Below are 5,028 nucleotides of genomic sequence, written 5' to 3' on the forward strand. Positions count from 1 at the left end.
GCGTCGCGCAGGGCGGTGCGGAACTCGGGCGTGCCGGGTTTCGCCTTCTTCAGCGCCTCGCGCGCGCCCTGCTGGATGACGAGCAGCGCGTCCCAGGCGGTGGCCGCGAACAGCGAGCGCGAGTTCGGACCGTGCCGGGCCTCGAAGCGCTGGACGAAGTCGACCGCCGCCTTCTTGACCGGGTTCGAGTCGGGCAGCTGCTCGGCGACGAGAACCGGCGCCACCGTCATGAAGCCGCCGTCGAGGTCCTTGCCGCCGACGCGAAGGAAGTCGTTGTTGGCCACGCCCTGGGTCTGGTAGACCAGCCCCTTGTAGCCGCGCCGAGCGAGCTCGATCTGGGGCAGCGCGCCCGGGGTGCCGGAGGCCAGGATGTAGACCGCGTCCGAGTTGGCGGCGACGATCTTCAGCACCTGCGCCGTGACGCTGGCGTCGCTCGGGTTGTAGCGCTCGCTGGCGACGATCTTCAGGCCGCGAGCCGGCGCCGCGGCCTCGACGCCCTTGAGGAAGCCTTCGCCGTAGCTCGTCGCGAAGCCGATCGTGGCCAGCGTCCTGCCCTTGTTCTTCTGCAGGTGGTCGAGGACCAGGCCGATCGAGATGGGCTCGGTCGGCGACAGCTTGAAGGCCCAGCGCCGCGGCCCGTCCTGCGGCAGGACGATCGCGCCGCCGCCTGCCAGCGACATCACCGGCACCTGCGCCGCCCCGGCCGCCTCGACCACCGCCAGCGAAGTCGGCGTCACCGACGAGCCGATGATGATGTCGACCTTCTCCTCGCTGATGAGGCGCTGCGCGTTGCGCGCCGCGGTTGTGGTATCGGTGTTGTCGTTCAGGATGGTCAGGCGGAGCTTCTCGCCGGCGATCTCGGCCGGCCACATCTTCAGGGCCTGCTCGGCCGGGATCCCGAGCGACGCGCCGGGCCCGGTGGTGGAGACCGTGACGCCGATGTGGATGTCGGCGCGGGCCGTGGGCGCGAGGCAAGCGAGCACGACCGCCAGGCACGGAAGAAGGGAACGGGCCCGCGCTTGGGGGGTCGAAAGGGGTCGGGTCACGCTTGTCTCCTGCGAAGTTCGGGTGCATCGTCGCCCGTCCCCGCGCCGCTGTCCTCGGGAGAGTCCCGGGTGCCCGGGAAAAGGCCGCGCCTATCCTCGTTCCTCCACGTGGAGTGTTCCCATGTTCGTTCGCAATTGCTGGTACGTCATCGCCTGGGACCACGAAATCCCGCGCGACGGCCTCTTCTCGCGGACGGTGCTCGGCGAGGCGATCCTCCTGTACCGCACCGAAGGCGGCGGGATCGTGGCCCTGCGCGACCGCTGCTGCCATCGGCTGGCGCCGCTCTCCAAGGGCAGGAAGGAAGGCGACTGCGTGCGCTGCGGCTACCACGGCCTGCTTTTCGACGCGACCGGCCGCTGCGTCGAGATCCCCGGGGCCGAGACCGTCCCGGCCAAGGTCCGGGTCCAGCGCTATCCGGTGACCGTGAAGAACAAGTGGGTCTTCGTCTGGATGGGCGAGGAAGCCAAGGCCGACCGCGCCCTCCTGCCCGACAACTTCTCGTGCGACCACCCGGAGTGGGACTACGTGCCGGGCTACATGCACTACCAGACGCCGCAGGCGCTGATCTGCGACAACCTGCTCGACTTCTCGCACCTCAGCTACGTGCACGAGAAGACGCTCGGCGGCACGACGGCGATCGCCCAGGCCCGGGCGGAGATCGAGGCCGTGCCGCGCGGCATCCGCGTCACGCGGCGCGTCCACGACGTGCCGCCGCCGCCGTACTACAGGACGATCCGCGACATCGGCAGCAACCTCGACCGCTGGTTCATCTACGACTTCGTCCTGCCCGGCACCCTGCTCATGCACTCGGGCGGGCGGCCGATCGAGGACGAGGAAGGCGACATGCGCCGCGCCGTGCGCCTGCACAGTTGCCAGACGGTGACGCCCGAAACCGAGACGACGACGCACTACTTCTTCCAGCAGTCGCGGCGCGTCGAGGACGGCGACCATTCGGTCGCCGAGGCGCTCTACCGCTCGCTGCTGGTGGCCTTCGAGGAAGACCGGGCGATGATCACGGCGCAGGCCGAAGCCATCGCCGCCGACCCGGGCCACCCGATGATGCTGCTGGCGATGGACGCGGCGGTCGTCCGCTTTCGCCGGCTCGTCGCCGACATGGCGGCGGCGGAGCGGAGCCCGTCGGCGCTGCTCGAGCCGCGGTCAGGCGTCGCCGGTGCCGCGCCGCGAAGCCCGGTGGATGAGATCGGCGGTCAGCAGCTCCGTCGCGACGGAGCGGTCGAGCGGCGAGCGCGATAGGCCCGACGTGGCGTAGTGCATGTTCTCGTACAGCTCGGCCGTGGCCGGGTGGGCGCCGAGAACGGCACGCAATGCCGGCTCCGGGACGTTCGACCCGAGCACCGACGTCAGCTGGCGCACGAGGGCGCGATACTGGTCGGCGCCGACCGCGACGGGGCTCGCTTCGACCCGCTCGAGCAGGCGAGCCAGGGCGATCAGGGTTTCGAGGCGGGTCCGGAGTGAGTCGGCACGTTGAGGAGCCATGGCGGTGTCCTGGCGCCCCGGGTTGCAAGGCGATGCACAGGAACTGAGGCCGCCGCCCCGCAGTTCAAGCCCGCCGTCGTGCGTCCATCCTTGGCAGGTCCGCATCCTTTGGCCGCAGGCAAAAGAGAGGATGATGTTCAGCCGCGTCCAGGGCGTCGGCGGTGTCTTACCGCGATGTCCCGGCTTGTCCCACATCCCTCACGGCGAGGCTCGCCTAACGTGAGGCGATGTGGGCGCCGGAGGGCGCCACCCCCACCACTGCCGAGAAAGAACATGGCCACCACGACCGCTAACGCTCCCGCCACCGCCACCCCGTCGGCCGCCGACACCCTCGCCGCCAAGGCCAACGTCGCCTACCAGTCGGCGTCGCAGACCCTGCGCGAGCAGACCGATGCCGTCGCCCGGCGGGTGCAGCCGCAGATCGAGGCCCTGTCCTCGTACGCGCGCGACGAGCCCACGAAGGCGGTGCTCATGGCGGCCGCGGCCGGGGCCGCCCTCATGGGCATCGTTGCCCTCATGGTTCGCACCGGCGCCAGCCACCGCCGACCGGACATCCGCGAGATGAGTTCGGACATGGGCTCGGCGGCCGGCTCGACCCTGTCGGCGATCCGCGAGGCGGCACTCGACCTCGCCGACCGCGCGCGCAGCGTGGCCCAGGACGCGCTCGACTCCACGCACAAGCGGGCCGCCAATGCGTTGGGGGCCGGCCAGCAACGCGCCACCGACACGGTCAGCTCGGCGCAGGAGCGGGCGTCGGAGGCGATGAGCTCCGCGCAGAAGCGCGCCGCCGAAGCGGCCGAGAGCGTCAGCGACACCGTCGCCGAGGCCTGGCAGAGCCTGCGCAGCCAGGCCGGCCCGGTCGTCGACCGGCTGCGCCCGCAGCTCGAAGCCGCCGCCAACTACGCCAAGGACGAGCCGGCGCGCACCGCCCTGGGCGTCGCTGCGGCCGGTGCGGTGCTGATCGGCCTGATGGCGCTGATCCGCGGCTCCGACCACGACGCCTGACACGCCCGTTTACACGCCGGCACGAAGGGTCGTCGCTTTGCGGCGGCCTGCTCGACCGCCGGTCGGGGCCGGTTGCCCGATCGCCGCACGTCTTACACAGGCCTTACAGGTTTCGCTGACGGCCGCTGGCAGAGTCCGCCCTCGTGCTCAGGGAGACGGGTGTGAGACTTGCTCATTCGATGGCGGCCCTGGCCGCTTGCGTCATGGTGGCCTGCGGCGGCGGCAGCAGCAGCAGCGGGGTCGCCGCGAACAGCGCTGACGCCGGCGACTACCAGGCCGGCCCCGGGCCGATTGGCGGCACCGCGCTCTACAGCGACTTCCGCACCGGCCGGAAGCTGGTCCTGCACCAGCGCGACGCGCTCGCCGTCACGCCCGCCATCCTGCGCGACCGCCTGGCGACCATGGAGGTCGCCCTCGACGCCTTCGACGGCGTCTTCCTGCGCCTGCCGAACACGACCGACGCGCTCATGAAGCCGGCCGCCGTCAGCGCCGCGACCATCGCCGCCGACCTCGAGCCGCTCTACGCACTGCGGCCGACGCGGCTCAAGCACAACTTCGCCGTCGTCACCGTGCAACGCGACCTCGACGCCTTCGACGACTGGACGACGGTGCTCGCCAACCTCAGCCGCCTGGCCCGCATCGCCCGCGACGCGGGCCTGACGGGCATCGTCATCGACAACGAAAGCCCGGCCGGCCTGCGCTCGATCTACCCCTACGACGTCAAGCAGGACACGAAGTCGGTCGAGGAGTACCACGAGGCGACACGGCGGGTCGGCCGGATGCTCATGCAGGCGATCGCCATCGACTTCCCGGACGCCGTGGTCGTCGTCCTGCGCGGCCCGGCCGGTGCCGAGCCGAAGACGCCGTCGAACCTCGTGAACTGCGAGTCGCGCGATCCGAACCTGGTGTACGTGGAAGCGCCCTGCGGCCCGACCGCAGCGACGCTGCTTGGCTCCTTCTTCGCCGGCTTCGTCGAAGGCAAGGGCGCTCGCACGCTCCTCGTCGACGGCGGCACCGACTACGGCCTGCGCACGGCCGAGCAGTTCGCGGCCGCGGCGACCTGGCGCAAGACGACGCTGGCGTCGGCGGCAACCGCGAGCCAGTTCATCCCCGACACGCTGCGCGACGCCTGGCCCCTGGCCGTAACGGCCTCGTTCGGCTTGCGCGAGCTCGACGGCGCGCACGGCAACCTGCTGCCGAACGATCCCGCCCTCTTCGCCGGCACCGTGCGCGCCGCGCTCGTCGCCGCGGACACCTTCGCCTGGGCCTCGTTCAACACCGTCGACATGACCCAGGTCGTGGCCAGCAACCCCTGGGCGACGGCAGCGCGGCGCGGCAAGGCCGCCGCCCTGTCGCCGACCATGCGCCTGGCCTCCTCCGCGCCGGGCAGCGGCACCGGCCTGATGGCGCAGTACTTCGGGCAGATCGACGAGTCGGAGCTGGCGCAGACGATCGTCGACCCCTACATCGACAACGTGT

At 71.3% G+C, this 5,028-nt stretch carries 5 protein-coding genes; 3 read left to right on the plus strand and 2 right to left on the minus strand.

Features of this window, described 5'->3' with window-relative positions; all coding sequences use genetic code 11:
- Window positions 1-1,046 (minus strand): ABC transporter substrate-binding protein (locus AC30N0_RS01880; protein WP_489516243.1); only part of this gene is annotated, 1,046 nt, incomplete at its 3' end.
- A 121-nt stretch (window positions 1,047-1,167) separates the two neighbouring features.
- Here AC30N0_RS01880 and AC30N0_RS01885 point away from each other — a divergent pair.
- Entirely contained in the window at window positions 1,168-2,301 is a 1,134-nt protein-coding gene (locus AC30N0_RS01885; RefSeq protein ID WP_489516244.1) for a Rieske 2Fe-2S domain-containing protein, read from the plus strand.
- Here AC30N0_RS01885 and AC30N0_RS01890 read toward each other — a convergent pair.
- Window positions 2,206-2,739 carry a hypothetical protein gene (locus AC30N0_RS01890; protein ID WP_489516245.1) on the minus strand — a complete coding sequence of 178 codons (534 nt, stop codon included), beginning with the start codon at window positions 2,737-2,739 and terminating at the stop codon, window positions 2,206-2,208. The two genes, AC30N0_RS01885 and AC30N0_RS01890, sit on opposite strands and share 96 nt — an antisense overlap.
- A 78-nt stretch (window positions 2,740-2,817) precedes the next feature.
- Between AC30N0_RS01890 and AC30N0_RS01895 the strand changes: the two genes are divergently transcribed.
- The gene (locus AC30N0_RS01895; protein ID WP_489516246.1) at window positions 2,818-3,549 is read left to right on the plus strand and encodes a hypothetical protein; all 732 of its coding nucleotides are present in this window, start codon (window positions 2,818-2,820) and stop codon (window positions 3,547-3,549) included.
- Window positions 3,550-3,710: 161 nt separating this feature from the next.
- Window positions 3,711-5,028, plus strand: a 1,318-nt coding sequence (locus AC30N0_RS01900) for a hypothetical protein (protein ID WP_489516247.1), incomplete at its 3' end; no start/stop codon positions are given.

Source organism: Rhizobacter sp. (genome assembly GCF_031412495.1).
Classification (GTDB): Bacteria; Pseudomonadota; Gammaproteobacteria; order Burkholderiales; family Burkholderiaceae_C; genus Schlegelella_A.

Bases quoted from the DNA above. Each gene is read 5' to 3' on its own strand.
- AC30N0_RS01885 (WP_489516244.1), top strand. From the start codon at position 1,168: ATGTTCGTTCGCAATTGCTGGTACGTCATCGCCTGGGACCACGAAATC.
- AC30N0_RS01890 (WP_489516245.1), bottom strand. From the start codon at position 2,739: ATGTGGGACAAGCCGGGACATCGCGGTAAGACACCGCCGACGCCCTGG.
- AC30N0_RS01895 (WP_489516246.1), top strand. From the start codon at position 2,818: ATGGCCACCACGACCGCTAACGCTCCCGCCACCGCCACCCCGTCGGCC.